The following is a 25,544-nucleotide window of genomic DNA, read 5'->3' as shown; positions in this document are numbered from 1 at the left end:
TGAGCGAACGAAAAGTTTTTTGTATTTAGTGCTTGTCACTTCAGAAGAACTCCCTATAATGCGCCTCCACTGACACGGAACAACGGCACGCAAGCCGCCGGGTCAGCAGAGAAAAGCAAAATAAACGCTTGACTCTGAAGCGGGAAAGCGTAATATGCACACCCCGCGCCGCAGCGAAAACGAAGCGGCACTGCTCTTTAACAATTTATCAGACAATCTGTGTGGGCACTCAAAGTGACATGGATTCTTAACGTCCTCGGACGAAAAATGAATACCAAGTCTCAACGAGTGAACACGTAATTCATTACGAAGTTTAATTCATTGAGCATCAAACTTTTAAATTGAAGAGTTTGATCATGGCTCAGATTGAACGCTGGCGGCAGGCCTAACACATGCAAGTCGAACGGTAACAGGAAGCAGCTTGCTGCTTCGCTGACGAGTGGCGGACGGGTGAGTAATGTCTGGGAAACTGCCTGATGGAGGGGGATAACTACTGGAAACGGTAGCTAATACCGCATAACGTCGCAAGACCAAAGAGGGGGACCTTCGGGCCTCTTGCCATCGGATGTGCCCAGATGGGATTAGCTAGTAGGTGGGGTAACGGCTCACCTAGGCGACGATCCCTAGCTGGTCTGAGAGGATGACCAGCCACACTGGAACTGAGACACGGTCCAGACTCCTACGGGAGGCAGCAGTGGGGAATATTGCACAATGGGCGCAAGCCTGATGCAGCCATGCCGCGTGTATGAAGAAGGCCTTCGGGTTGTAAAGTACTTTCAGCGGGGAGGAAGGCGATAAGGTTAATAACCTTGTCGATTGACGTTACCCGCAGAAGAAGCACCGGCTAACTCCGTGCCAGCAGCCGCGGTAATACGGAGGGTGCAAGCGTTAATCGGAATTACTGGGCGTAAAGCGCACGCAGGCGGTCTGTCAAGTCGGATGTGAAATCCCCGGGCTCAACCTGGGAACTGCATTCGAAACTGGCAGGCTAGAGTCTTGTAGAGGGGGGTAGAATTCCAGGTGTAGCGGTGAAATGCGTAGAGATCTGGAGGAATACCGGTGGCGAAGGCGGCCCCCTGGACAAAGACTGACGCTCAGGTGCGAAAGCGTGGGGAGCAAACAGGATTAGATACCCTGGTAGTCCACGCCGTAAACGATGTCGACTTGGAGGTTGTGCCCTTGAGGCGTGGCTTCCGGAGCTAACGCGTTAAGTCGACCGCCTGGGGAGTACGGCCGCAAGGTTAAAACTCAAATGAATTGACGGGGGCCCGCACAAGCGGTGGAGCATGTGGTTTAATTCGATGCAACGCGAAGAACCTTACCTACTCTTGACATCCAGAGAACTTAGCAGAGATGCTTTGGTGCCTTCGGGAACTCTGAGACAGGTGCTGCATGGCTGTCGTCAGCTCGTGTTGTGAAATGTTGGGTTAAGTCCCGCAACGAGCGCAACCCTTATCCTTTGTTGCCAGCGGTCCGGCCGGGAACTCAAAGGAGACTGCCAGTGATAAACTGGAGGAAGGTGGGGATGACGTCAAGTCATCATGGCCCTTACGAGTAGGGCTACACACGTGCTACAATGGCGCATACAAAGAGAAGCGACCTCGCGAGAGCAAGCGGACCTCATAAAGTGCGTCGTAGTCCGGATTGGAGTCTGCAACTCGACTCCATGAAGTCGGAATCGCTAGTAATCGTGGATCAGAATGCCACGGTGAATACGTTCCCGGGCCTTGTACACACCGCCCGTCACACCATGGGAGTGGGTTGCAAAAGAAGTAGGTAGCTTAACCTTCGGGAGGGCGCTTACCACTTTGTGATTCATGACTGGGGTGAAGTCGTAACAAGGTAACCGTAGGGGAACCTGCGGTTGGATCACCTCCTTACCTTAAAGAACCTGCCTTTGTAGTGTCCACACAGATTGTCTGATGAAAAACAGCAGTAAAAAACCTCTACAGGCTTGTAGCTCAGGTGGTTAGAGCGCACCCCTGATAAGGGTGAGGTCGGTGGTTCAAGTCCACTCAGGCCTACCAAATTTTTGCTGATGCTGCGTTGCGGCGACACTCACATACCTGAGTATGCTTCGTGTCACCACGCCTTGCCTCAACAAAAATTACCGGTACAGAGGTGACTACGATGGGGCTATAGCTCAGCTGGGAGAGCGCCTGCCTTGCACGCAGGAGGTCTGCGGTTCGATCCCGCATAGCTCCACCATCTTTTACTGCGAACACAAGAAAACTTCAGAGTGAACCTGAAAAGGTGCACTGCGAAGTTTTGCTCTTTAAAAATCTGGATCAAGCTGAAAATTGAAACGACACACAGCTCATGTGTGTTCGAGTCTCTCAAATTTTCGCAATCAGAAGTGAAACATCTTCGGGTTGTGAGGTTAAGCGACTAAGCGTACACGGTGGATGCCCTGGCAGTCAGAGGCGATGAAGGACGTGCTAATCTGCGAAAAGCGCCGGCGAGGTGATATGAACCCTTGACCCGGCGATGTCCGAATGGGGAAACCCAGTGCAATTCGTTGCACTATCGTTAACTGAATACATAGGTTAACGAGGCGAACCGGGGGAACTGAAACATCTAAGTACCCCGAGGAAAAGAAATCAACCGAGATTCCCCCAGTAGCGGCGAGCGAACGGGGAGCAGCCCGGAGTCTGAATCAGCTTGTGTGTTAGTGGAACGGTCTGGAAAGTCCGACGGTACAGGGTGATAGTCCCGTACACGAAAATGCACATGCTGTGAACTCGAAGAGTAGGGCGGGACACGTGGTATCCTGTCTGAATATGGGGGGACCATCCTCCAAGGCTAAATACTCCTGACTGACCGATAGTGAACCAGTACCGTGAGGGAAAGGCGAAAAGAACCCCGGCGAGGGGAGTGAAAAAGAACCTGAAACCGTGTACGTACAAGCAGTGGGAGCCTCTTTATGGGGTGACTGCGTACCTTTTGTATAATGGGTCAGCGACTTATATTCTGTAGCAAGGTTAACCGTATAGGGGAGCCGAAGGGAAACCGAGTCTTAACTGGGCGTTAAGTTGCAGGGTATAGACCCGAAACCCGGTGATCTAGCCATGGGCAGGTTGAAGGTTGGGTAACACTAACTGGAGGACCGAACCGACTAATGTTGAAAAATTAGCGGATGACCTGTGGCTGGGGGTGAAAGGCCAATCAAACCGGGAGATAGCTGGTTCTCCCCGAAAGCTATTTAGGTAGCGCCTCGTGAACTCATCTTCGGGGGTAGAGCACTGTTTCGGCTAGGGGGCCATCCCGGCTTACCAACCCGATGCAAACTACGAATACCGAAGAATGTTATCACGGGAGACACACGGCGGGTGCTAACGTCCGTCGTGAAGAGGGAAACAACCCAGACCGCCAGCTAAGGTCCCAAAGTCATGGTTAAGTGGGAAACGATGTGGGAAGGCACAGACAGCCAGGATGTTGGCTTAGAAGCAGCCATCATTTAAAGAAAGCGTAATAGCTCACTGGTCGAGTCGGCCTGCGCGGAAGATGTAACGGGGCTAAACCATGCACCGAAGCTGCGGCAGCGACGCTTATGCGTTGTTGGGTAGGGGAGCGTTCTGTAAGCCGTTGAAGGTGTGCTGTGAGGCATGCTGGAGGTATCAGAAGTGCGAATGCTGACATAAGTAACGATAAAGCGGGTGAAAAGCCCGCTCGCCGGAAGACCAAGGGTTCCTGTCCAACGTTAATCGGGGCAGGGTGAGTCGACCCCTAAGGCGAGGCCGAAAGGCGTAGTCGATGGGAAACAGGTTAATATTCCTGTACTTGGTGTTACTGCGAAGGGGGGACGGAGAAGGCTATGTCAGCCGGGCGACGGTTGTCCCGGTTTAAGCATGTAGGCGGAGGTTCCAGGTAAATCCGGTACCTTGTTAACGCTGAGGTGTGATGACGAGGCACTACGGTGCTGAAGTGATAAATGCCCTGCTTCCAGGAAAAGCCTCTAAGCATCAGGTAACACGAAATCGTACCCCAAACCGACACAGGTGGTCAGGTAGAGAATACCAAGGCGCTTGAGAGAACTCGGGTGAAGGAACTAGGCAAAATGGTGCCGTAACTTCGGGAGAAGGCACGCTGATATGTAGGTGAAGTCCCTGCGGACGGAGCTGAAATCAGTCGAAGATACCAGCTGGCTGCAACTGTTTATTAAAAACACAGCACTGTGCAAACACGAAAGTGGACGTATACGGTGTGACGCCTGCCCGGTGCCGGAAGGTTAATTGATGGGGTCAGCGGCAACGCGAAGCTCTTGATCGAAGCCCCGGTAAACGGCGGCCGTAACTATAACGGTCCTAAGGTAGCGAAATTCCTTGTCGGGTAAGTTCCGACCTGCACGAATGGCGTAATGATGGCCAGGCTGTCTCCACCCGAGACTCAGTGAAATTGAACTCGCTGTGAAGATGCAGTGTACCCGCGGCAAGACGGAAAGACCCCGTGAACCTTTACTATAGCTTGACACTGAACACTGGTCCTTGATGTGTAGGATAGGTGGGAGGCTTTGAAGCGTGGACGCCAGTCTGCGTGGAGCCATCCTTGAAATACCACCCTTTAATGGCTGGTGTTCTAACGTAGACCCGTGATCCGGGTTGCGGACAGTGTCTGGTGGGTAGTTTGACTGGGGCGGTCTCCTCCCAAAGAGTAACGGAGGAGCACGAAGGTTGGCTAATCCTGGTCGGACATCAGGAGGTTAGTGCAATGGCATAAGCCAGCTTGACTGCGAGCGTGACGGCGCGAGCAGGTGCGAAAGCAGGTCATAGTGATCCGGTGGTTCTGAATGGAAGGGCCATCGCTCAACGGATAAAAGGTACTCCGGGGATAACAGGCTGATACCGCCCAAGAGTTCATATCGACGGCGGTGTTTGGCACCTCGATGTCGGCTCATCACATCCTGGGGCTGAAGTAGGTCCCAAGGGTATGGCTGTTCGCCATTTAAAGTGGTACGCGAGCTGGGTTTAGAACGTCGTGAGACAGTTCGGTCCCTATCTGCCGTGGGCGCTGGAGAATTGAGGGGGGCTGCTCCTAGTACGAGAGGACCGGAGTGGACGCATCACTGGTGTTCGGGTTGTCATGCCAATGGCACTGCCCGGTAGCTAAATGCGGAAGAGATAAGTGCTGAAAGCATCTAAGCACGAAACTTGCCCCGAGATGAGTTCTCCCTGAGACTTTAAGTCTCCTGAAGGAACGTTGAAGACGACGACGTTGATAGGTCGGGTGTGTAAGCGCAGCGATGCGTTGAGCTAACCGATACTAATGAACCGTGAGGCTTAACCTTACAACGCCGAAGGTGTTTTGGCGAAGAGACAGACACGATTTTCAGCCTGATACAGATTAAACAGAATTTGCCTGGCGGCTTTAGCGCGGTGGTCCCACCTGACCCCATGCCGAACTCAGAAGTGAAACGCCGTAGCGCCGATGGTAGTGTGGGGTCTCCCCATGTGAGAGTAGGGAACTGCCAGGCATCAAACAAGTGAAGAGGCCATCCGCAAGGATGGCCTTTTTGCGTTTCTACACCTGCTTCCTTTCCATAAACAAATCACCTATCCCCCCATATATACGGTAAACTATCCCGGTTTTTGCATCAGGATAGCGTCTATGAATCACTCCCTTAAGCCCTGGAATACCTTTGGTATTCAACGGAATGCTAATCAAATTGTACGTGCCGAAAGTGCTCAGCAGTTGCTGAATGCATGGCAAAACGCAACAGGAAACGGTGAACCCGTACTTATTCTGGGCGAAGGAAGTAATGTCCTGTTTCTCGATGATTTTGCGGGGACGGTAATCGTCAATCGCATCATGGGGATTGAGTGTAAAGAGAGCGCTGACAGCTGGCATTTACACGTGGGTGCTGGCGAGAACTGGCACCATCTGGTGCAATATAACCTTGAAAAAGGGATGCCCGGACTGGAAAACCTGGCCCTGATCCCGGGCTGTGCAGGATCATCTCCTATTCAAAACATCGGTGCCTACGGCATCGAACTGAAACACGTCTGCGAATATGTCGATTGCATCGAACTCGCGACCGGAACGGCGAAGCGCCTGACCGCAGAGCAGTGCCGCTTTGGTTATCGCGACAGCATTTTCAAGCACGATTATCAGGATCGTTTCGTCATTGTGGCCGTTGGTCTGCGCCTGGCGAAAGCCTGGAAACCCGTTCTGACTTACGGCGATCTGACCCGTCTTGACCCGGCTACCGTCACACCGCGTGAGGTATTTGATTCCGTATGCCACATGCGCATGACCAAGCTCCCGGACCCGAAAGTCAACGGAAATGCGGGCAGTTTCTTCAAAAACCCGGTGATCAGCAGCGAAAATGCAAAAGCATTTCTCGCTGGCTGGCCAACGGCCCCGCATTATCCTCAGGCGGATGGCAGCGTGAAGCTGGCCGCAGGCTGGCTTATCGATCAGTGTGAATTAAAAGGTACTACTCTTGGTGGCGCTGCTGTTCATCGTCAGCAGGCGCTGGTACTGATCAACCAGTCCAACGCGACAAGTGAGGATGTCGTCAACCTGGCGCACCATGTTCGTCAGCGCGTGGGCGAAAAATTCAACGTCTGGCTGGAGCCTGAAGTTCGCTTTATTGGCCGAACGGGCGAAGTGAATGCCGTGGAGACCATTGCGTGAAGGACAATACTATTCCGTTAACTCTCATCGGTATCCTTGCTGATGGCGAGTTTCATTCTGGCGAGCAGCTGGGCGAACAGCTGGGCATGAGCCGCGCTGCCATCAATAAACATATTCAAACGCTCCGCGACTGGGGCGTGGATGTGTTTACGGTGCCGGGAAAAGGCTACAGCCTGCCGGAACCGATCCAGTTACTGAATGAAGAGATCATCCGCAGCCAGATTGGGCACGGTAACGTCGCGGTATTGCCGGTCATTGATTCGACGAACCAGTATCTGCTGGATCGCCTGAGCGAGCTGAAATCCGGTGATGCCTGCGTTGCCGAGTACCAACAGGCAGGACGTGGCCGCCGGGGGCGTAAGTGGTTCTCACCATTTGGCGCCAACCTCTACCTTTCCATGTACTGGAGGCTTGAACAGGGGCCAGCTGCGGCCATCGGGCTGAGCCTGGTCATCGGCATTGTGATGGCAGAGGTGCTGCACGATCTGGGTGCCGATCAGGTGCGGGTAAAATGGCCCAACGATCTGTATCTCAACGATCGGAAGCTGGCGGGGATCCTGGTCGAACTGACGGGAAAAACAGGCGATGCCGCACAGATCGTTATTGGAGCGGGGCTGAACATGGTGATGCGAAACGTGCAGAACGATGTCGTGAACCAGGCCTGGACCAACCTACAGGAAGCGGGGATCACCATCGATCGCAATACGCTTGCCGTCCGCATGATCAATGAGTTGCGTAGTTCGCTGACGCTCTTTGAACAGGAGGGGTTAGCGCCATTCCTGTCCCGCTGGGAAAAGCTGGATAACTTTATTAACCGACCGGTGAAGCTGCTGATTGGGGATAAAGAGATTTACGGCACATCACGCGGCATTGACGCGCAGGGTGCGTTGCTTCTTGAACAGGATGGTGTGATTAAGCCCTGGGTGGGCGGTGAAATTTCGTTACGAAGTGCAGAGTAACCCTCTCCCCACAGGGGAGAGGGTGTAGCAGCTCATCACTGCGGATACGGCACCCAATCCCCGGCATTCAGTCGGACATAAGGCTTATTCTGATACTGGATCACCACCGCATTGGCGTTTTCCGATACCTCCGCCGTCTGCGGCAGCCCGCTGGTGAGCTGATCCCAGTTCACGCTATCTTCCACAAACAGCTTACCGTCTACTGCGCGAGCGACCAGTTCCGAGATAGCCAGATAGCTGCTTGGCTGGGTGATCTCAACTGGCGCTCCCTGATGCGGCGCCTTCATGCCAAAGAACTTAATCCCGGCCGGAACGTTAGTGATGGACGGGCTTGGGATATCGCGCAGACCAGACACCTGCATCCTGTCGCCTTTCAGCGCTCCCCCATGTTCCGGTACTACCACCACCATCACTTTGCGGCCTGATTTTTCCAGCTCGTTGAAGAACGCGTTCAGCTCGTCAAAGAACTTCTGCGCACGGGCCTTATAATCGGCCGTTTTACTCACGCCGGGATAATGGTTCCCGTCGTGCAGCGGCAGCGTGTTATAGAACGTCGCACTACGTGTCCCTTCCTCTTTGCCGACGGTATCTAACCAGCGCTGAAGCACGGCGGTATCGTCATACACCGGCGAGCCATCAAAGCCCAGCAACGTAACCGGCAGCCCTTTCTGGTCCATCAGCGGGGCCTGCATGCCACCCTGTTCACGTACTTCTTTCAGGAAGTTACCGAACTGACCGTTATGACCCATCATCAGGTGCTGGGTAAAGCCCAGTTTTGCCAGGTTATCAAACAGATAACACTGGTTAGCTGCCGGCTGGTAGAGGTTCTTATGCGAAGGCTGTCCGCAGCTGGCGCGCAGCAGGCGGATAGCCGCCGGGCCGCTGTACGACGTGGCCGAGTTGAAGTCCTTGAACTGAATATCGAAATGCGACCACAGCGGGTGCGACATCAAACCAGCCGCGTCAACGTCAGCCCAGGACAGAGAACAGATGTTAATGACCAGCAGCTCAAACGGCTGAGCATCGGCAGGCAGCGCGTCCGGGAATTTCGTCTGACGCTTATCTTCCGCAGCGTAAAAACTGGAGAGCCACGCGTTCAGGTTCGTGGATGTCGGCGGTGCAGTCTGCGCTGGAATATCCCCAACCACAGGCGTATCCCCTGCTGTCGCGACGGTCGCGGCGGCGGAACCGCCCGTGGTGGTCACGGTTGTCGTCGGCTGACCGGCTGACCACAGCGAGAAGCTCGGGCCCGTCAGCGTCAGGACGTTAAGCCAGATCATAATCGCGACGACAAACACCGTCACCCGGATCCACTGAGACAGGAACAGCCAGGCGACCAGCAGGACAAATACCGCGCCAATCATCTGCCAGTTAATAAAGCGCTCAACCAGATCGAGCATATAGTCCGCACTGAAACCTGCGACCTGGGAGCCCTGGCTCATGATGCTTTCAGGGCCGGGCAGCCAGGTATCATGCCAGAACAGGGCGAAACCGATGGGGATAGCGACCCAGTGACGTATACGGTGCAGCCTGAGGTTCGGGATTGGCATCAGCAGGAATGCCATAAACACCAGGTTAAGCAGAGGGTGGAAATTAAGATAGCCTGCCCACAGCAGACCAAACTTCACCAGAAAGTAGAAATTCCAGCCGGACAGGCCGCGCCAGTATTGCCAGAGTGGCGATGGCGCCGAAGAGGTATAGGTAGAATTAGTCATGTTTTCGGTTTGCCTTGACGTTCGGAGCGCGACTCAGTGTTCCGGCGGGTTTAATATAGCGAGGTTTGACGAACAGTAATCTGACCGTATCGCGAATACGGCGCAGGGAATGGCGTGCATAGTAGCCAAGCGGCAAAAAAATCAGCGCGCACAGAACAACCAGTTGGATGATATCGCTGATATTCATAATGGCGCGCTCTCCTTGTTCTCATCCAGTAAGCGTAGCGGCTCAGGTACCCGACGCCAGACATGCCCGTCATGTTTCGCGTTCAGAACCGGTTTGGCACCGCTTGTCACAGGCAACGGTTTCGCCCACTTTTCAGGAGCCAGGGCACGCATCTGGACAAGCTCAGCGCTGATCAAATTATCTTCAAACCAGACCATGCGGTTCGAGAAGATATCCCCGGTAGGAAGCGGGAAGATATGGTTAAGCGCCGTATCCAGATCGTTCACCCGGCAGAAGGAGAGGAACAGCACCAGGCGGTTATCGCCAATGGTCATGATATCCCCGATACGGTTAGGGCGGCACAGAGTAAGCGCCTGCTCAACGCGAATACCCGGCACGGGGCGCAGGGCAACCATCACCCCTTTTCCGTCTGCCGGTAACAGCGTATTGCTCATCATGTTGCCCACCGCATCGCAGAAGGTGTCCCATTTCTGGTAGCCGCGCAGTTTCATCGGCTGCGTCATTGAAAGCAGGGTGCTGATATCTTCCGGAACATGTCGATTAAACTGCTGGCCCTGGATGCTTTCGATCAGCGTCAGACAGCGCGACAGGGGAGCATTCCACGGGATGACCATATTCGCGCCGCAGCCCAGTAATAAGCGCTCATCGGTGGCGCGCAGGCTGGTATTATTTTCACGCACCACAATTTTTAACGCGCTGCCGCGCTGGCGACGTAATGTGTGAATGTGCCTTGCCAGCGTTTCGATTTGGTTATTCTGGATCAACGAGAAAATAATGGTCGCCGCCTGCGTGGTGCGCGCCTCATCAAATAAGGCTTCATTGGTATCGAACAGTGACCAGTGCTCAGACAGTGCAGGCGCACCTTCCAGTACCGCAATATGGCTCAGAACGCGTTTTTCATCACTGCGTGGCTGAACTACCGTCTCTTCCTGTTGAGCAAGATGCCACTCATCCCCGACATGTTTGAGGGTAAGTTGTTGTCGGGAGCTCACCCCTTTTTCATTGCACCAGAAAGCCACGTCGTAAAGATGGCTGTCGGTCTGGACACGAATACTGGCCAGGCCATAGAGAGAACGGTATTCACTCATTAAAAGTGAAAAAAGCTTGTCATTATTACTGCCTGGGTTAACAACCAATAAGGTGCAATTTTGATTTTTTGCCCATCTGTTGATTCTTTCCAGCCATTTCAGCAGTTTTTCAGAGGGGATATTTTGCAGGCCGTTATTAGAGCATTTTAGAACCAGTAAATAGTGTTCAGGAACAATAGAACACTGAATATCGCGGGGTAAAAAGTATAGACTGTCAGCCTCCGCAGGCATGGAAAATAATCGTACTGTCTGGGGTCCACGGTTACTGTCGAGCCTGATGATTGACTTTGGCTCATCGCCCATCGTAATTATGGCCACGCGGGAATCCTTCCCCTGCGCCGCTATCGTCTGGTTTACCAGACTGATGGCATCTTCATTACGATCCGTATTAACCCACCAGACTCCTCCGACTGGCATGTGGCGCAATTCGTCCCATAATGACTGGATGCCAATAGAAAATATGGAGTCCACGGTGTCCCTCTTTTCGTCGAATTTCTATGTCTCTCAGTTTACTAGCGAAAGCGTAGAAATAAACCTAACATTGAAATTAAAGAACATCAGATTTAGCATGTAAATGAAATTTAGTGGGCAGGACGCCTCGCTGCATCTGAATCTTATGATTTTACTCAAAGGGATGAAAAAAGAATGCAAAATAACGAACCCGCAACCCCAGTCGACTCAAGTCTGGGTTACACATTCCAGAACGATTTTTTGGCACTCACGCAGGCTTTTTCTTTGCCTGAAATAGATTACACCGATATTTCCCAGCGGGAACAGTTGGCGGCGGCTATTAAACGTTGGCCGTTATTAGCTGAGTTTGCCCAACAACAATAAGGAAGCCATTGATGGCTGTACTAGGATTACAGGGCGTCCGTGGTGGGGTGGGTACAACTTCCGTTACCGCGGCGCTGGCGTGGTCATTGCAGGTATTAGGTGAATCGGTACTGGTCATTGATGCCTGTTCCGATAATTTGCTGCGCATGTCATTCAATGTCGACTTTACGCATGCAAACGGCTGGGGACGTGCGCTTCTGGACGATAAAGACTGGCGGGATGCGGGTTTGCGTTATACCTCCCAGCTCGATTTGCTTCCCTTTGGTCAATTGACCGAAACCGAGCGCGGGAATGAAGCCGCGTACCAGCGCCTGTTCTCTCGCTTCATCACCGCATTGCAGAGCCTGAAAGAGAGCGGGCACTACCAGTGGATCCTGCTGGACCTGCCGCACGGTGCCGCGTCGCTGACCCGCCAGCTGCTGGCGCAGTGCGACCATGTGCTCTCCATCGCGAACGTAGATGCGAATTGTCATATCCGTCTGCATCAGCAGCCGATGCCTGCCAATGCCCATATTCTGATCAACGATCTGCGCATTGGCAGCCAGATCCAGGACGATCTCTACCAGGTCTGGCTCCAGAGTCAGCGCCGCCTGTTGCCGATGGTGATCCATCGTGACGAAGCGATGGCGGAGTGCCTCGCGTCCAAACAACCCCTCGGGGAGTACCGTAGCGATTCACTGGCGGCGGAAGAGATCCTGACGCTGGCCAACTGGTGTCTGCTGCACTTTGCTAAACGGCCGGAGCCTGCCGGGAGTTCAGTATGAGCCGCCTGACTAACTGGCTGCTCATTCCGCCGGTCAGTTCGCGCTTAAGTGAACGCTACCGCCATTACCGTTATCACGGCGCCTCGTCGCTGAGCGCAGCGCTGGGCTGTTTGTGGATGATTCTGGCGTGGATGTTCATCCCCCTCGAGCATCCCCGCTGGCAACGCATTCGCGCGCGCCACGGTGAACTCTATCCGCATATCAACCCTGACAAGCCGCGTCCGCTGGATCCCGCGCGCTACGCTATTCAGTCCATCTGGCTACTGGCGACCTCAACGGGCGCGGAGAAAAAAACGTCCCGCTGGCGCAGCTTCGATCGTGTGCAGAACCTGCGTGAACACTACCACCAGTGGCTTGACCGGCTACCCGACCGGGTGGGCGACAAAACGGGTCATTTAGATAACCAAAAAGAGCTCGGGCACCTACACCCGGGCTTGCGGCGTTTTATTCTCGGCGTGGTTGTGGTGTTCTCGCTGATTCTTGCGCTGGTCTGTATTACCCAGCCTTTCAACCCGCTGGCGCAGTTCACCTTCCTGATCCTGCTGTGGGGCGTGGCGCTGCTGGTGCGGCGCATACCAGGGCGTTTTTCTGCCCTGATGCTGATTGTGCTATCGCTGACCGTTTCCTGCCGCTACATCTGGTGGCGATATACCTCAACGCTGAACTGGGACGATCCGGTCAGCCTGGTGTGCGGCTTAGTCCTGCTGTTTGCTGAGACTTACGCCTGGATCGTGCTGGTGCTGGGTTACTTCCAGGTTATCTGGCCGCTGAATCGACAGCCGGTGCCGCTGCCAAAAGACACGACCCAGTGGCCTACGGTGGACCTCTTCGTGCCGACCTACAACGAAGACCTGTCGGTGGTAAAAAACACCATTTACGCCGCGCTGGGTATCGACTGGCCGAAGGATAAAATCAAAATCTGGATCCTCGATGACGGTGGCCGCGCCGAGTTCCGCCAGTTCGCGGACGAAGTGGGGGTAGAGTACATCGCCCGTACCACGCATGAACACGCGAAAGCCGGTAACATCAACAATGCGCTGAAATATGCCAAAGGGGAGTTCGTCTCTATTTTCGACTGCGACCACGTGCCAACGCGCTCGTTCCTGCAAATGACCATGGGCTGGTTCCTGAAGGAGAAAGAGCTTGCGATGATGCAGACGCCGCACCACTTCTTCTCACCGGACCCGTTTGAACGTAACCTCGGTCGTTTTCGTAAAACCCCGAACGAGGGCACGCTGTTCTATGGCCTGGTGCAGGACGGGAACGACATGTGGGACGCCACGTTCTTCTGCGGCTCCTGTGCGGTGATCCGCCGGAAACCGCTGGATGAAATTGGCGGGATCGCCGTCGAGACGGTCACGGAAGATGCGCACACCTCGCTGCGTCTGCACCGTCTTGGCTATACCTCGGCCTACATGCGTATTCCTCAGGCGGCGGGGTTGGCCACGGAATCCCTGTCGGCGCACATCGGCCAGCGTATTCGCTGGGCCCGCGGCATGGTGCAAATTTTCAGGCTCGATAACCCGCTGATGGGTAAAGGGCTGAAGCTGGCGCAACGGCTGTGCTACGTCAACGCCATGTTCCACTTCCTGTCGGGTATTCCACGGCTTATCTTTCTCACAGCGCCGCTGGCGTTCCTGCTCCTTCACGCTTACATCATCTATGCGCCTGCGCTGATGATTGCCCTGTTCGTTCTGCCGCACATGATCCACGCCAGCCTGACGAACTCGAAGATTCAGGGGAAATATCGGCACTCCTTCTGGAGTGAAATTTACGAAACGGTGCTGGCCTGGTACATCGCGCCGCCAACCATGGTGGCGCTGATTAACCCGCATAAAGGGAAATTCAACGTCACCGCGAAGGGCGGGCTGGTGGAAGAGGAGTATGTCGACTGGGTGATCTCCCGGCCCTATATCTTCCTGGTGCTGCTGAATATTGTGGGCGTGATTGTTGGGATCTGGCGCTACTTCTACGGCCCGGAAAACGAAATTCTGACGGTCTTCGTGAGTATGGCGTGGGTGTTTTATAACCTGATTATCCTCGGTGGCGCGGTGGCGGTATCGGTGGAGAGCAAGCAGGTTCGCCGCGCGCATCGCGTCGAAATCAGCATGCCAGCGGCCATTGCCCGCGACGATGGACATCTCTTCTCCTGTACCGTACATGACTTTTCGGATGGCGGTCTGGGTATCAAGATCAACGGTCAGGCGAAGGTGCTGGAGGGGCAGAAGGTCAACCTACTGCTTAAGCGCGGCCAGCAGGAGTATGTCTTCCCGACGCAGGTGGTGCGTGTGAGAGGAAATGAAGTGGGTCTGCAACTGATGCCGCTGACCAAAAAACAACACATTGATTTTGTGCAGTGTACGTTTGCCCGCGCGGATACGTGGGCTCTCTGGCAGGACAGCTTCCCTGAGGATAAGCCTCTGGAAAGCCTGCTGGATATTCTTAAGCTGGGGTTCCGTGGCTATCGTCACCTTGCAGAATTTGCCCCGTCGTCGGTGAAATTAATTTTCCGGTCACTTACTTCATTGGTTTCCTGGGTCGTGTCGTTCATTCCGCGTCGACCTGAGCGAGATGAAGCGAAGCAGGCGGACCCGGTTATGGCTCAACAATGATGATAACGCGATGAAAACAAAACTTTCCTGGTTATGTGCAGTGGCAATGGGGATGAGTGCGCTCCCTGCAACAGTGGCTAACGCGGCGCCTGATAACGCAGCGACCACGCCCGCGCCAACGGTGCCTGTCGTCGCGCAAGCGACCGATCCGGTTGTGACGGCCGCGCCGGGGCAGACGGAGAACGTTGTCCCGAATCAGCCGACGACGGGGAATACGCTGCCCGGCGACAACCCGGTGGTTGGGCAGGTCATGCCTGGCGTGCCGGGAGCCAGTGCGCCGGTGGTTGCCGAAAATACGCCGTCGCGTGACGTTAAGCTGACGTTTGCTCAGATCGCGCCTCCTCCGGGCAGCATGGTTCTGCGCGGCATCAACCCAAATGGCGGTATCGAATTCGGTATGCGCAGCGATGAAGTTGTGTCAAAAGCGATGCTCAACCTGGAATACACCCCATCGCCGTCGTTGCTGCCGGTGCAGTCCCAGCTTAAGGTCTATCTGAATGACGAGCTGATGGACGTCCTGCCCGTCACCAAAGAGCAACTGGGTAAGAAAACCCTGGCTCAGGTGCCGATTAATCCGCTGTTTATCACCGACTTTAACCGCGTGCGTCTGGAGTTTGTCGGCCACTACCGCGATGTCTGTGAAAACCCGGCCAGCAGCACCCTGTGGCTGGATGTCGGGCGTAACTCTTCGCTTCAGATGACCTATCAGCCGCTGGCGTTGAAAAACGATCTCTCCGCCTTCCCGGTGCCGTTCTTCGACCCGCGTGATAACCGTCCGCTGAACCTGCCGATGGTCTTTGCCGGCTCTCCTGATGTGACCGAACAGCTGGCGGCCTCTATCGTGGCATCCTGGTTTGGTTCCCGCTCCGGCTGGCGTGGTCAAAGTTTCCCGGTCATGTACGACAAAATGCCGGACAAAAACGCGATCGTGTTTGCCACCAACGCCAAACGTCCGGCTTTCCTGCGTGACCATCCGGAGGTGAAAGCGCCCACCATCGAGATGATCAGCCATCCGGACAATCCGTACGTGAAGCTGCTGGTGATCTTCGGCCGTGATGACAAAGATCTGGTGCAGGCGGCGAAGGGCATTGCGCAGGGAAATATCCTGTTCCGCGGTAACAGCGTTGTGGTGGATGAGGTGAAACCGCTGCTGGCGCGTAAGCCTTATGATGCGCCGAACTGGGTACGTACCGACCGGGCAATCACCTTTGGCGAGCTGAAAACCTATGAAGAGCAATTGCAGTCAACCGGGCTTGAACCTTCTCCTGTCAGCCTGTCGCTGAACCTGCCGCCGGATCTCTATCTGCTGCGCACCAACGGCATTGATATCAACCTGAACTACCGTTACACCGCGCCGGCAACCAAAGACAGCTCGCGCATGGATATCAGCCTCAACAACCAGTTCCTGCAATCGTTCAGCCTGACCAGCAGCCAGGAGACAAACCGGTTGATGCTTCGTCTGCCTGTATTGCAGGGGCTGCTGGACGGCAAAACCGATGTGTCGATCCCGGCGCTGAAGCTCGGTGCGGTGAACCAGCTGCGGTTTAACTTCCAGTATATGAACCCCATGCCGGGTGGATCGGTGGAAAACTGTATTACCTTCCAGCCGGTGCAAAACCACGTGGTGATTGGCGATGATTCCACGATCGACTTCTCGAAGTATTACCACTTTATCGCGATGCCGGATCTGCGTGCCTTTGCTAACGCCAGCTTCCCGTTCAGCCGCATGGCTGATCTCTCTGAATCGATTGTCGTGATGCCAAAAGCGGCCAACGAAGGTCAGGTTGCCACGCTGCTGGACACCATGGGCACCGTTGGGGCGCAAACCGGCTTGCCGGCTATCAACGTGACGGTGACGGATGACGGTAGTCAGATCCAGAACAAAGATGCCGATATCATGGTCATCGGCAACATTCCGGACAAGCTGAAAGACGAGAAGCGCGTCGATCTGCTGGTGCAGGCGGCTCAGTCATGGGTCAACACGCCGCTGCGTCAGACCGAGTTCCCGAGCATCATGCCGGACAGCGGCGATCGTCAGGCCAATATCAGGACGACCGTAAGTTCAACGGGTCCGATGGCCGCGATTGTCGGCTTCCAGTCGCCGTATAACGACCAGCGCAGCGTTATCGCCCTGCTGGCGGACAGCCCACGCGGCTATGAGCTGCTCAACACGGCCATGAACGACAGCGGTAAACGGGCAGCAATGTTCGGTTCCGTCTCGGTGATCCGTGAGTCGGGGGTAAACAGCCTGCGCGTGGGGGATGTCTACTACGTCGGTCATCTGCCGTGGTTCGAACGCCTGTGGTATGCCCTGTCTAACCACCCGGTGCTGCTGGCCGTGCTGGCTGCGCTCAGCGTCGTATTGCTGGCGTGGGTACTGTGGCGTCTGCTGCGAATCATCAGCCGTCGTCGTCTTAACCCGGACCATGAGTAAGCGGTGATGAAAATCTTTCGCGGGTGTGTAGTCGCAGCGTTGATGCTGGCGGCGGCGAATCTTAACGCTGCCTGTCGCTGGCCTGCCTGGGAGACGTTCAAGCAGGATTATATGAGCGAAAGTGGGCGGGTCATTGATCCCAGTGACGCGCGCAAAATCACCACCTCCGAAGGGCAAAGCTACGGGCTGTTCTTTGCCCTCGCGGCAAACGATCGCAAGGCGTTCGATCTGCTGCTGGCATGGACGCGCGATAACCTTGCCGAGGGAGATTTAGCCCAACATCTCCCGGCCTGGCTGTGGGGAAAAAAGGACGACGAAACCTGGGCGGTTATCGACCCTAACTCCGCGTCTGATGCCGATATCTGGATTGCCTGGTCGCTGCTGGAAGCCGGGCGGCTGTGGAAAAATCCCGATTACACGCGCACGGGTAAGGCGCTGTTGACGCGCATTGCCAGTGAGGAAGTGGTGAAGGTGCCGGGGCTGGGTTCTATGCTGCTGCCGGGTAAAGTCGGTTTTGCCGAAGAGAGTGTCTGGCGCTTCAACCCCAGCTACCTGCCGCCGCAGCTTGCGAGCTATTTCACCCGTTTTGGCGCGCCGTGGACGACGCTCCGTGAAACTAACCTGCGTCTGCTGCTGGAGACCGCGCCTAAAGGATTTTCCCCGAACTGGGTGAAATACCAAAAAAAGGGCGGCTGGCAGCTGTCGCAGGATGCATCCCTGATCGGCAGCTACGATGCGATTCGCGTCTATCTGTGGGTAGGGATGATGAACGATAACGATCCGCAGAAAGCCCGGCTACTGGCGCGTTTCAAGCCCATGGCGACCACCACAATCAAACAAGGCTTGCCGCCGGAGAAAGTGGATGTAGCAACCGGGAAACGCACCGGAGATGGGCCGGTAGGGTTTTCTGCCTCTCTCCTTCCGTTTTTACAAAACCGGGACGCGCAGGCGGTGCAACGCCAGCACGTCGCCGATCGTTTTCCCGATAACAATGCTTATTACAGCTACGTTCTGACCCTCTTTGGACAAGGGTGGGATCAGCATCGTTTTCGTTTCACCGTGCAAGGTGAATTACTACCGGATTGGGGCCAGGAATGCGCACGTTCACACTGAATCTACTCACCTTATCGCTTGGCCTGGCGCTAATGCCCCTGGCCCAGGCCGCCAACTCCCCGCAGCAGAGACAGCTGCTGGAACAGGTCCGTCTGGGGGAATCCACCCAGCGTGAGGATTTAGTGCGCCAGTCGCTCTATCGCCTTGAGCTGATCGATCCCAACAACCCGGACGTGATTGCCGCGCGCTTCCGCTACCTGTTACGACAGGGCGATACGGCGGGCGCGCAAAAAGAGCTGGATCGCCTGAAAGGAATGGCACCCGATTCCAGTGCCTACCAGTCCTCCCGTACTACCATGCTGCTCTCCACGCCGGATGGTCGCCAGGCCCTCCAGCAGGCTCGCCTGCTTGCCACCACCGGGCACACGCAGGAAGCCATTGCTGCGTATGACAAACTGTTTGACGGTAAGCCGCCCAGCGGCGACATCGCGACGGAGTACTGGAACGTGGTGGCGAAAGAGCCAGCCCGCCGCAACCTGGCCATTAATCAGCTTAAGAAAATAAACGCCAGCAGTCCGGGCAACGTCCCGCTACAGTCCTCGCTGGCACAGCTTCTGTTCCAGAGCGGACGGCGTGATGAAGGGTTCGCGGTGTTGCAGGAGATGGCCAAATCGAATAATGGCCGCAGTCAGGCGTCGGACATGTGGTACCAGCAGATCAAAGATCAGCCGGTCAGCAGCGCCAGCGTCACCGCGCTGCAACAATACCTGAGCGTATTCAGCGATGGCGATAACGTGACGGCGGCGCGCACCCAGCTTGAAGCACAGCAAAAACAGCTCGCCGATCCGGCGTTCCGCGCCAAAGCCGAAGGGTTAGCCGCAGTGGATGCCGGGCAGGGCAGTAAAGCGGTAACGGAGTTGCAAAAAGCAGTCAGCGCCAACCACGCTGACAGTGAAGCTGTAGGCGCGCTGGGGCAGGCCTATTCTCAAAAAGGCGATCGCGCGCGCGCGGTTGCGCAGTTTGAAAAGGCGATCGCCCTCGATCCGCAGAGCGATAACCGGGGCAAATGGGACAGCCTGCTGAAGGTCAACCGATACTGGCTGCTGATCCAGCAGGGGGATAACGCCCTGAAAGCCAATAATACGACCCAGGCCGAACGCTATTACCAGCAGGCGCGCAATATCGACAATACTGACAGCTACGCGGTTCTGGGGCTCGGTGATGCGGCGGCGGCGCGCAAAGATAACGACGCGGCCGAGCGCTATTACCGCCAGGCGTTGCGGATGGACAGCGGCAACAGCAACGCGGTGCGCGGTCTCGCCAATATTTATCGCGCGCAGTCTCCGGAGAAGGCGACGCAGTTTATTCAGTCGCTCTCTGCCAGCCAGCGCCGCAGCATTGATGATATTGAACGTAGCCTGACGAACGAGCAGCTGTCAGCCCAGGCTGAACAGCTGGAAAGCGAGGGGAAATATGCGCAGGCCGCAGAAATTCAGCGCCGACGCCTTGCGCTTTCCCCGGGCGACGTGTGGATCACCTACCGACTGTCACGCGATCTGTATAGCGCGGGTCAGCGCAGCCAGGCGGATAACCTGATGCGTCAGCTGGCAAGTCAGAAACCGGGCGATCCGGATCAGGTTTACGCCAGCGGGCTGTACCTGTCCGGTAACGATCAGGACCGGGCGGCGCTGGCGCATCTGAACACGCTGCCGCGCGACAAGTGGAACGGTAACATTCAGGCGCTGGCGGACCGCCTGCAAAGTAACCAGGTGCTGGAAACCGCCAACCGCCTGCGCGACAGTGGAAAAGAGCAGGAGGCGGAAACGTTGCTTCGCCAGCAGCCTCCGTCCACCCGTATCGACCTGACGCTGGCGGACTGGGCTGAACAGCGGGGCGATCATGAGGCCGCGAAAACCGCCTACAACACCATTCTGCAACGCGAACCGCAGAACGAAGACGCGATCCTCGGCCTGACCGAGGTCTATCTTGCTCAGGGCAACAAGGAGGCGGCGCGCGCGGCGCTGGCGAAACTGCCCGCGGCACAGAACGGCGAACCGCTCTCCATCAATATGCAGCGCCGGCTTGCCATGGCGCAGGCCGGACTGGGTGATCCTGCCGCGGCAGAAAAGACCTTCAACGCCATTCTTCCGCAGGCCAAATCGCAGCCGCCTTCGATGGAAAGTGCGCTGGTGATGCGCGATGCCGCCCGTTTCCAGGCACAAAATGGTCAGCCTCAGCAGGCGCTGGACACCTGGAAAGATGCGATGGTCTCATCGGGCATCACAACGACCCGTCCCACCGATAACGACAGCTTTACGCGACTCACGCGTAACGATGAGAAAGATGACTGGCTGAAGCGCGGCGTGCGCAGCGATGCAGGCGATCTTTATCGTCAGCAGGATCTGAACGTCACGCTGCAACACGACTACTGGGGCTCCAGCGGCACGGGAGGCTATTCCGACCTGAAAGCGCACACCACCATGCTCCAGGTTGATGCGCCGCTGTCGGATGGACGTATGTTCTTCCGTAGCGATCTGGTCAATATGAACGCCGGTTCCTTTGACACCGATAACGGAACTTACGATCCGACATGGGGTACCTGTGCCGAAACGCCATGTCACGGCAGCACGAACCAGTCGGCCAACGGCGCCAGCGTGGCCGTCGGCTGGCAGAACAAAACCTGGGCGTGGGATATCGGTACAACGCCGATGGGCTTCGACGTGGTCGATGTGGTGGGCAGCCTGAGCTACAGCAACGATTTAGGGCCGATTGGCTACACCCTGAACGCCCATCGCCGTCCGATTTCCAGCTCGGTGCTGGCCTTCGCCGGGCAAAAAGATCCCAATACCGACACCACCTGGGGCGGCGTGCGTGCCACCGGTGGCGGCGTGAGCATGAGCTACGACAAAGGCGAAGCTAACGGTATCTGGTCAAGCCTGAGTGCCGACAGCCTCACCGGGAAGAATGTCGAAGATAACTGGCGCGTCCGCTGGATGACCGGCTATTACTACAAGCTCATCAATCAGAACAACGAACGCCTGACGGTGGGCGTGTCCAACATGCTCTGGCATTACGATAAGGATTTAAGTGGCTATTCGCTGGGCCAGGGCGGTTACTACAGTCCCCAGGAGTATGTGTCGTTCGCCTTACCGGTGAACTGGCGTAAACGCACAGAGAACTGGTCATGGGAGCTGGGCGGCTCCGTCTCCTGGTCTCATTCAAAAACAAAAGATGTGATGCGTTATCCGTTACAGGGGCTGATCCCGGACAATGAGCCAGGCCGTTATACCGATAAAGGTGTGATGGAAACCGGAAGTAGCTCGTCAGGCACGGGTTATACCGCAAGGGCGATTGTTGAACGCCGCGTGACGTCCAACTGGTTTGTCGGTCTGGGCGTCGATATTCAGGAAGCAAAAGACTATACCCCGAGCCATGCGCTGCTCTACGTTCGGTATTCTGCCGCGGGCTGGCAGGGTGATATGGACTTACCACCGGAACCGCTGGTGCCTTATGCAGACTGGTGATCGGATTTTTACTTAATCTAATTGTAAGTCTCTCTTAAAAGTGCAGCTATCGGGTATACTCGGACGCACCAGGTTTACACCCTGGTGCGCCCTGCGCTTCGAGTTTTGTGGAGAGTCATTTTGCGTGTCAGCCGTTCCTTAACGATCAAACAGATGGCGATGGTGTCTGCCGTCACAATGCTGTTTGTCTTCATCTTCTGCGTCATTTTGCTGTTTCACTCCGTACAGCAGAATCGCTACAACACGGCTTCGCAACTGGAAAGTATTGCCCGCTCGGTGCGGGAACCCCTGTCAGCCTCGATCCTGAAAGGGGATATCCCCGAGGCGGAATCCATCCTGAAGCGCATTCAGCCCGCTGGTATCGTGAGCCGCGCGGATGTTGTACTGCCGAACCAGTTCCAGGCGCTGCGGATGAGCTTTATCCCGGAGCGTTCCGTCCCGATGATGGTGATGCGCCTGTTTGAACTGCCGGTGCAAATTTCCCTGCCTCTCTATTCCCTGGAAAGACCGGCTAACCCGCAACCGTTGGCCTACCTGGTGCTACAGGCCGACTCGTACCGCATGTATAAATTCGTCATGAGTTGGGTTGCTACATTAGTGACCACTTACTTACTTTTGACATTAATGCTGAGCGTGGCGCTGACGTGGTGTATCAACCGGTTAATTGTGCATCCGTTGCGCCGCATAGCCCGGGAGCTGAACGACCTCTCTCCACAGGAGCACATGGGGCATCAGCTTCCGTTGCCGCGCCTGCATCACGATGATGAAATTGGCATGCTGGTCCGCAGTTACAATATCAACCAGCAGCGTCTCCTGTGTCAGCAGGAAGAGCTCAGTAGCAACGCCACCCGTTTTCCGGTATCTGATCTGCCAAACAAAGCGTTTTTAATGGCCTTGCTGGAGCAGACCGTCGCCCGCCAGCAGACCACCGCGCTGATGGTGATTGCCTGCGAAACCTTGCAGGACACGGCGGGCGTGCTGAAAGAGAGCCAGCGCGAAATGCTGTTACTGACGCTGGTGGAAAAGGTGAAATCCGTTCTGGCGCCGCGCATGGTGCTCACCCAGGTCAGCGGCTATGACCTGGTGGTGATCGCGCACGGTGTTAAAGAGCCGTGGCACGCCATTACGCTAGGTCAGCAAGTACTCACTGTCATTAATGAGCGGCTGCCCATTCAGGGTATCCAGCTTCGCCCGAGCGCCAGCATCGGTATTGCGATGTACTACGGGGGGCTGACCGCCGAGCAGCTTTATCGTCGGGCTTTCTCGGCCGCGTTCACCGCGCGGCGGAAAGGGAAAAACCAGATCCAGTTCTTTGATCCGGAGCAGATGGAAAAAGCCCAGCAGCGCCTGACGGAAGAGAGCGACATTCTGACGGCGATGGACAATCGCCAGTTTGCGCTCTGGTTACAGCCCCAGGTCAATTTGCGCACGGGTGAAGTGACCAGCGCCGAAGCGTTGCTGCGTATGCAACAGCCGGACGGCACGTGGGAGCTGCCTGAAGGGATGATCGAACGTATCGAGTCCTGCGGCCTGATGGTCACCGTCGGCTACTGGGTGCTGGAAGAGTCTTGCCGCCAGCTTGCGGCCTGGCAACAACGGGGCATCACGCTGCCGCTGTCGGTGAATCTCTCTGCGCTACAGCTGATGCACCCGACCATGGTGCCGGAGATGCTTGAGTTGATCCATCGCTACCGCATCCAGCCCCACACGTTGATCCTGGAAGTCACCGAGAGCCGTTGGATCGATAATCCTGACGACGCTGTCGCCATCCTGAAACCGCTGCGTAATGCCGGGATCCGCATTGCGCTGGACGATTTCGGTATGGGGTATTCCGGCCTGCGTCAGCTCCAGCACATGAAAACGTTGCCGGTGGACGTCCTGAAAATCGACAAAACCTTTGTGGAAGGGCTGCCGGAAGATTGCAGCCTGGTGCAGGCCATTATTCAGATGGCGCACAGCCTGAATCTGCACGTCATTGCCGAGGGTATTGAAACCGACGCCCAGCGTGAGTGGCTGGCTGCGGCGGGCGTAGAGAGCGGACAGGGCTTCCTGTTTGATCGCGCCGTACCGACGGATATCTTTGAGCAACGCTATCTCGCCGACGCTGGCAATAACGCAAAAGTGTAATTTTGTTGCTGGCTTGTGCGAGCCAGCTCAAAGTTCTTAACATTTGTGTTTCAAATTTGAACCCCGTTTATTTCTGTCCTGTTATGTGGGTGTTATTTTAAAGCCGCAGGTTAACCATAACCTTACAAAGCCTGTAGTTTTTCTTTCCAGGGACACCCTATGAAAACCTCACTCTTCAAAAGTCTTTACTTCCAGGTCCTGACAGCCATCGCCATCGGTATTCTGCTCGGTCACTACTACCCGGAGCTGGGCGCGCAGATGAAACCGCTTGGCGACGCGTTCGTTAAGCTCATCAAAATGATCATCGCGCCGGTCATTTTCTGTACCGTGGTGACCGGTATCGCTGGCATGGAAAGCATGAAGGCGGTCGGGCGTACGGGGGCGGTTGCCCTGCTGTACTTCGAGATTGTCAGTACCATCGCGCTGATTATCGGCCTGATTATTGTCAACGTGGTACAGCCTGGCGCGGGCATGAACGTTGACCCGGCCACGCTGGATGCGAAAGCGGTGGCGGTTTACGCTGAACAGGCGAAAGATCAGGGGATTGTTGCCTTCCTGCTGGACGTGATCCCGAGCAGCGTGATTGGCGCGTTCGCCAGCGGAAATATCCTCCAGGTACTGCTGTTTGCCGTGCTGTTTGGCTTTGCCCTGCACCGTCTTGGCAGCAAAGGCCAGCTGATTTTTAACGTCATTGAAAGCTTCTCGCAGGTTATCTTCGGCATCATCAACATGATTATGCGTCTGGCCCCGATTGGCGCCTTTGGCGCGATGGCCTTCACCATCGGGAAATACGGCGTCGGCACGCTGGTACAGCTGGGCCAGCTGATCGTCTGCTTCTACATCACCTGTATTCTGTTTGTGGTGGTGGTGCTCGGCTCCATCGCCCGTGCGACCGGCTTCAGCATCTTCAAATTTATCCGTTACATTCGTGAAGAGCTGCTGATTGTCCTCGGCACATCCTCTTCGGAGTCCGCGCTGCCGCGTATGCTCGATAAAATGGAAAAGCTGGGCTGCCGTAAGTCAGTGGTGGGGCTGGTTATTCCTACGGGCTACTCTTTTAACCTGGATGGCACCTCGATATACCTGACGATGGCGGCGGTCTTTATTGCCCAGGCCACTAACAGCCACATGGATATCGTCCATCAGATTACGCTGCTGGTGGTGCTTCTGCTCTCTTCAAAAGGGGCGGCGGGCGTAACGGGCAGCGGATTTATCGTGCTGGCGGCCACCATTTCGGCGGTGGGCCATCTGCCGGTGGCGGGCCTGGCCCTGATCCTCGGTATTGACCGCTTTATGTCTGAAGCCCGTGCGTTAACCAACCTGGTCGGCAATGGCGTGGCGACGATTGTGGTGGCGAAGTGGGTGAAAGAGCTGGATCACAAGAAGCTTAACGATACGCTGAATAACCGCACATCTGAGGACAAAACCCCCGGTTTATCCTCTTAATCCCTCATAAATGCCCGTATTCCCTTGTGGGGATGCGGGCACCTGCGCATAATAACCGTTCATACCTGTCATAATTCGACAAGATTTTTTTTGGGTATATTTCACTTCCGCCCGTGACGTTTAGCTGAACACGCTGTCTAATCGGAAGGTTTTCATCGTCATCTTTGA

12 protein-coding genes, 2 tRNA genes, 3 rRNA genes and 1 pseudogene are annotated in these 25,544 nt (G+C 55.7%); 15 read left to right on the top strand and 3 right to left on the bottom strand.

The genetic code is table 11. The annotated features are described in order from the left end of the window. Positions 1-338 precede the first annotated feature (338 nt). The 7 genes from RY075_RS22120 to birA all read left to right on the top strand — a co-directional run bounded on the left by RY075_RS22120 (position 339) and on the right by birA (position 7,592). A 16S ribosomal RNA gene (locus tag RY075_RS22120) occupies positions 339-1,880 on the top strand. Between the two features lie 70 nt (positions 1,881-1,950). Continuing rightward, positions 1,951-2,027, top strand: a tRNA-Ile gene (locus RY075_RS22115). Between the two features lie 105 nt (positions 2,028-2,132). Next, positions 2,133-2,208: transfer RNA gene (locus tag RY075_RS22110), tRNA-Ala, on the top strand. A 170-nt stretch (positions 2,209-2,378) separates the two neighbouring features. Then, positions 2,379-5,284 (top strand): 23S ribosomal RNA (locus RY075_RS22105). 70 nt (positions 5,285-5,354) lie between these two features. After that, positions 5,355-5,470, top strand: a 5S ribosomal RNA gene (gene rrf / locus RY075_RS22100). The 16S, 23S and 5S rRNA genes sit together here with 2 tRNA genes alongside, the layout of an rRNA operon. Positions 5,471-5,604: 134 nt before the next feature. Further along, entirely contained in the window at positions 5,605-6,633 is a 1,029-nt protein-coding gene (gene murB / locus RY075_RS22095) for a UDP-N-acetylmuramate dehydrogenase (protein ID WP_302378230.1), read from the top strand. Next, the gene (birA, locus tag RY075_RS22090) at positions 6,630-7,592 is read left to right on the top strand and encodes a bifunctional biotin--[acetyl-CoA-carboxylase] ligase/biotin operon repressor BirA (protein ID WP_003861169.1); all 963 of its coding nucleotides are present in this window, start codon (positions 6,630-6,632) and stop codon (positions 7,590-7,592) included. The genes murB and birA overlap by 4 nt, the downstream gene beginning before the upstream one ends. Before the next feature lie 35 nt (positions 7,593-7,627). Here the strand turns inward: birA and bcsG are convergent, their stop codons facing one another. The 3 genes from bcsG to bcsE are packed head-to-tail and all read right to left on the bottom strand — an operon-like array spanning position 7,628 to position 11,053. After that, positions 7,628-9,307, bottom strand: a complete 1,680-nt coding sequence (gene bcsG, locus RY075_RS22085; RefSeq protein ID WP_058662934.1) for a cellulose biosynthesis protein BcsG — start codon at positions 9,305-9,307, stop codon at positions 7,628-7,630. Beyond that, positions 9,300-9,494, bottom strand: a complete 195-nt coding sequence (bcsF, locus tag RY075_RS22080; protein ID WP_003861172.1) for a cellulose biosynthesis protein BcsF — start codon at positions 9,492-9,494, stop codon at positions 9,300-9,302. The genes bcsG and bcsF overlap by 8 nt, the downstream gene beginning before the upstream one ends. Continuing rightward, entirely contained in the window at positions 9,491-11,053 is a 1,563-nt protein-coding gene (gene bcsE, locus RY075_RS22075; RefSeq protein ID WP_003861173.1) for a cellulose biosynthesis c-di-GMP-binding protein BcsE, read from the bottom strand. The genes bcsF and bcsE overlap by 4 nt, the downstream gene beginning before the upstream one ends. A gap of 174 nt (positions 11,054-11,227) precedes the next feature. Between bcsE and bcsR the strand changes: the two are divergent. The 8 genes and pseudogenes from bcsR to dctA form a co-directional block, all read left to right on the top strand. After that, positions 11,228-11,424, top strand: a pseudogene (gene bcsR / locus RY075_RS22070) (cellulose biosynthesis protein BcsR); the annotation flags it as partial. 3 nt (positions 11,425-11,427) lie between these two features. After that, entirely contained in the window at positions 11,428-12,180 is a 753-nt protein-coding gene (gene bcsQ, locus RY075_RS22065) for a cellulose biosynthesis protein BcsQ (protein ID WP_003861177.1), read from the top strand. Continuing rightward, a complete protein-coding gene (bcsA, locus tag RY075_RS22060) occupies positions 12,177-14,792 on the top strand; it encodes a UDP-forming cellulose synthase catalytic subunit (protein WP_045347434.1) in 2,616 nt (871 codons plus the stop codon). Before bcsQ ends, bcsA begins: the two co-directional genes overlap by 4 nt. A 10-nt stretch (positions 14,793-14,802) precedes the next feature. Further along, a complete protein-coding gene (bcsB, locus tag RY075_RS22055) occupies positions 14,803-17,226 on the top strand; it encodes a cellulose biosynthesis cyclic di-GMP-binding regulatory protein BcsB (RefSeq protein WP_057979983.1) in 2,424 nt (807 codons plus the stop codon). Between the two features lie 6 nt (positions 17,227-17,232). Next, entirely contained in the window at positions 17,233-18,339 is a 1,107-nt protein-coding gene (bcsZ, locus tag RY075_RS22050) for a cellulose synthase complex periplasmic endoglucanase BcsZ (RefSeq protein WP_338627963.1), read from the top strand. Beyond that, the gene (gene bcsC / locus RY075_RS22045; RefSeq protein WP_183274313.1) at positions 18,321-21,803 is read left to right on the top strand and encodes a cellulose synthase complex outer membrane protein BcsC; all 3,483 of its coding nucleotides are present in this window, start codon (positions 18,321-18,323) and stop codon (positions 21,801-21,803) included. Before bcsZ ends, bcsC begins: the two co-directional genes overlap by 19 nt. Before the next feature lie 120 nt (positions 21,804-21,923). Further along, positions 21,924-23,930 carry a biofilm formation regulator HmsP gene (gene hmsP / locus RY075_RS22040; protein WP_338627962.1) on the top strand — a complete coding sequence of 669 codons (2,007 nt, stop codon included), beginning with the start codon at positions 21,924-21,926 and terminating at the stop codon, positions 23,928-23,930. A gap of 159 nt (positions 23,931-24,089) precedes the next feature. Then, positions 24,090-25,376: a C4-dicarboxylate transporter DctC gene (gene dctA / locus RY075_RS22035; RefSeq protein WP_170851361.1), complete on the top strand. Its 1,287-nt coding sequence runs from the start codon at positions 24,090-24,092 to the stop codon at positions 25,374-25,376. The last annotated feature ends 168 nt before the right edge of the window (positions 25,377-25,544 follow it).

This window comes from Enterobacter sp. JJBC (genome assembly GCF_036936505.1).
Classification (GTDB): domain Bacteria; phylum Pseudomonadota; class Gammaproteobacteria; order Enterobacterales; family Enterobacteriaceae; genus Enterobacter; species Enterobacter hormaechei_C.
This window is presented reverse-complemented; position numbering and strand designations above follow the sequence as displayed.

What these genes read in the sequence shown, in the direction of transcription:
- murB (WP_302378230.1), top strand. Translation starts at nt 5,605, where the DNA reads ATGAATCACTCCCTTAAGCCCTGGAATACCTTTGGTATTCAACGGAAT.
- bcsG (WP_058662934.1), bottom strand. Translation starts at nt 9,307, where the DNA reads ATGACTAATTCTACCTATACCTCTTCGGCGCCATCGCCACTCTGGCAA.
- bcsF (WP_003861172.1), bottom strand. Translation starts at nt 9,494, where the DNA reads ATGAATATCAGCGATATCATCCAACTGGTTGTTCTGTGCGCGCTGATT.
- bcsQ (WP_003861177.1), top strand. Translation starts at nt 11,428, where the DNA reads ATGGCTGTACTAGGATTACAGGGCGTCCGTGGTGGGGTGGGTACAACT.
- bcsA (WP_045347434.1), top strand. Translation starts at nt 12,177, where the DNA reads ATGAGCCGCCTGACTAACTGGCTGCTCATTCCGCCGGTCAGTTCGCGC.
- bcsB (WP_057979983.1), top strand. Translation starts at nt 14,803, where the DNA reads ATGAAAACAAAACTTTCCTGGTTATGTGCAGTGGCAATGGGGATGAGT.
- bcsZ (WP_338627963.1), top strand. Translation starts at nt 17,233, where the DNA reads ATGAAAATCTTTCGCGGGTGTGTAGTCGCAGCGTTGATGCTGGCGGCG.
- bcsC (WP_183274313.1), top strand. Translation starts at nt 18,321, where the DNA reads ATGCGCACGTTCACACTGAATCTACTCACCTTATCGCTTGGCCTGGCG.
- dctA (WP_170851361.1), top strand. Translation starts at nt 24,090, where the DNA reads ATGAAAACCTCACTCTTCAAAAGTCTTTACTTCCAGGTCCTGACAGCC.